The sequence below is a fragment of the Candidatus Jordarchaeum sp. genome (genome assembly GCF_052745115.1).
The window spans coordinates 1-2,875 of the sequence record NZ_JBRAKS010000437.1 but is presented as its reverse complement, the minus strand read 5'-3'; the positions used below and the strand labels follow the sequence as shown (position 1 = coordinate 2,875).

4 protein-coding genes are annotated in these 2,875 nt (G+C 37.1%); 2 read left to right on the top strand and 2 right to left on the bottom strand.

The window, feature by feature from the left end; all coding sequences use genetic code 11:
* A partial coding sequence (locus ACUVXA_RS19190; RefSeq protein ID WP_445872898.1) for a methyltransferase family protein occupies window positions 1-614 on the top strand: 614 nt, incomplete at its 5' end.
* Window positions 615-903: 289 nt separating this feature from the next.
* The gene (locus ACUVXA_RS19185) at window positions 904-1,098 is read left to right on the top strand and encodes a YoaP domain-containing protein (protein WP_445872899.1); all 195 of its coding nucleotides are present in this window, start codon (window positions 904-906) and stop codon (window positions 1,096-1,098) included.
* A 157-nt stretch (window positions 1,099-1,255) separates the two neighbouring features.
* Here the strand turns inward: ACUVXA_RS19185 and ACUVXA_RS19180 are convergent, their stop codons facing one another.
* A complete protein-coding gene (locus tag ACUVXA_RS19180; RefSeq protein ID WP_445872897.1) occupies window positions 1,256-1,573 on the bottom strand; it encodes an alpha/beta fold hydrolase in 318 nt (105 codons plus the stop codon).
* Window positions 1,548-2,138, bottom strand: coding sequence for an alpha/beta fold hydrolase (locus tag ACUVXA_RS19175; RefSeq protein ID WP_445872896.1), 591 nt, complete (start codon window positions 2,136-2,138; stop codon window positions 1,548-1,550). Before ACUVXA_RS19175 ends, ACUVXA_RS19180 begins: the two co-directional genes overlap by 26 nt.
* Window positions 2,139-2,875: the final 737 nt, after the last annotated feature.

Genomic DNA, 2,875 nt, shown 5'->3' with positions numbered 1-2,875 from the left:
AAGTCCAAGAATGGTATTATTTATCATTAAATCTTTCTACTGTTGTGAACCCTCCTGTATGGCTAGCCCTGACAGTGGTCTTTTTACTATTTTTCTCAATTTCAATAGTATTAACTCTCCTTCTCAATTTACCATGGTACTTTCACTACGATTACCTTTGGGGGTGGTATCCTCCCATTCCACCCAACTGGGGAATGGCCTATTATATCCCGCTTTTCACTTCGGGGGGCATCGGTACAGGGATGATTCTACTAACTATAGGTTTTATCATACTGTTTAGTGCTCTTAGAGCTCTGGGAATATCTAGAGCCTTTGGCAAGGAGATTTACGAAACCAAAGAAAAAAGCACCCTAATAAAAACCGGAATCTACGCTTATACCCGAAACCCTTTATATGTAGGAGCAACAATAATGTTTTTTGGATGGGTCTTCGTAGCCCTATTTACTTTTCTCTTCATTGTTACTATAATGTTTATGATTCTTTTCTACTTCGTAGCAAAGTTGGAAGAAAAAGAGTTAGAAGAAAGATTCGGAAAGGAATACACAGATTACAAAGAGTCAGTCCCATTATTCATACCCTACCCTAAAAAAAGATTCAGAAGAAAAAAGAAATGAAAATATTTCGAATTATTTTGTTTAAAAACGGGGAGATATTCTTACAAAAAGATACGATTGTAGTCGGAAAGGCACCTAGATGGCAAGCAAAGAAATATTCGTAAAAAAAAGGTTTTGAAGTTGTTGACACAGCTCCACCGGATTTTGAATTACTTGTAAAAAAATTCAATAAAAACGCACCAACTTCGAAATTTAAAGGAAACTGGGAAAGAAGCTCAGTCAATATGGCAAAGGTTTAACAATATTTCGATAAGACCAGTGTCCAGCCCTAGCAAATGCTGTCAAAGAAATAAGCGAGATCGCGGAGAAGGATTACGGCATTAAACCAAAAATAATCGAATTAAAGAGTTGCAAGGATGCACAAAACAGCCCATGCGCCTTTGGTACCTTCTGTATAGTGTATAACGGAGAAATCGTAGCTGAAACCCCTATCAGCAATAAAAGGTTCACCAATATTATGAATAAAGAATTGAAAAAGGTATAATCTGATATCAAAGAGTTTTGGGCATGGAGAACCTCTACATTTATCTAAGCATGGAGGTTGAAAATCTTCAAGTGATGCCACTTTCCTTCAAAGGCTAGAGGAACCAATTTTTCAGCATTGCTACTCTGTGTCACTTTCACTTGTGTCACCGCATATTTTATTTTGGTGCTTTATTGCTGATGGCAACTATAGCGTCTACTATTTGTTGTAGGACTTCACGAGGAAAACTATGTCCCATTCTATCCAAAATCAATAATTCTGCTCCAGGTATCGTTGATGAAATTTCTTTACATGCCTCAATAGAGTTAAAAGGATCTTCCCTTCCATGAATAACAATAGTAGGCGCTTGTATTGTAGAGATTCTAGGCTGAATATTACCAGGTACAGCCATTGCCGCTAATTGGCGTACTATTCCTTCAGGGTAATAATTTCGATCATACTCTTTTGCTCTATACTCTTCCCAGATCCTCATCAAAATCAAATGAACCATAAACAAGCCTATCCCGCTTGATCATTTCTTCAATATATGCCTCGCGCTCCGAAGGAACAGGTGCAAAGAATTGAGCCATGATTTCTGGCTTCGCTTGTGGTAAAGTAGGATTTCCAGTCGTGCTCATAATTATCGTGAGAGATAGCACTCGAGAGGGATGTCTATACGCTAAAATTTGTGCAATCATACCACCCATAGAAGCGCCGCAGATGTGTGCTCTATCTATATTTAGAGCGTCCAAGACACCAATAGCATCATCCGTCATGTCCTCTAAAGTATAGGGAACTTCAGGTATTTCTCCCCGAGCATAGGCAGCATTAATCTCCGCAAGGTTTGGCATCCCCGCGTCTTTAAATTTTGTTGACAAGCCTACATCTCTATTATCAAATCTGATAACGAAAAAGCCATGATTCACGAGACTTCCGCAAAACGTATCCGACCAAGCAAGTAACTGGCTACCCAAACCCGCGATTAACAATAAGGGTTTCGAATTTGGGTTCCCAATTGTTTCATATTCAATTTCTATTTGATTTGCATTCGCTTTCGGCACTAAACATAATCCTCATTTTTATTAATAAACAGTTAGCATATGTTATTCAATAATAAAAATATTTTTGACATAAGCAATACCCTGAAGAGAGGCATTGCCTCCACTAAAGTTTCTGCATCTTTAGAGGTCTTCGTAAGAAATATTTCTAAAACTTAAATCATTGCCCACTTTGATTGCTCAATAATTAATCTTAGAAAACCCTAAAAAGACAGTCATGTCATAATAAGCGACTTTTACGAGTGAAGACCAGAAAACGACCTGAAAAAAGCGTTAAGCCGCATCTTAGAAGGAAGAACCAAAATCCTCGGCATCGCTGCTCTAGGTTCAGATGCCCAACCATACTACAATAAAAAAATACCTAAGAAACTGACCAAAATAGGAATAGATGTTATCGCCTCAACTCCAGAAAGCTTGCCAGAAATCATTGCCAAACTTATGAAATCCTAAAAATCTAATATTCTATTTTTCCCATTTCGATTAAAAATATTAAACATACCAATATTACCAAAAGGCTTGAACATTGCATTGAATCCTCTTAGCTTATCAAAATATTTGACAAAAAGATTTTTCTTCATCAATCCTAACCTTCTAATCCCAATTAAGTGTAAATTGTGCCCGCTGCTTATTTTGCCCCTCAAAGGAAAGATAAATAAACAAAAATTAAATAAAAAATTACAAGTGGGAACAAAACCCCTTTCGGGGGAAATTATCGATAGATTAAACTGCTTATAATGTAG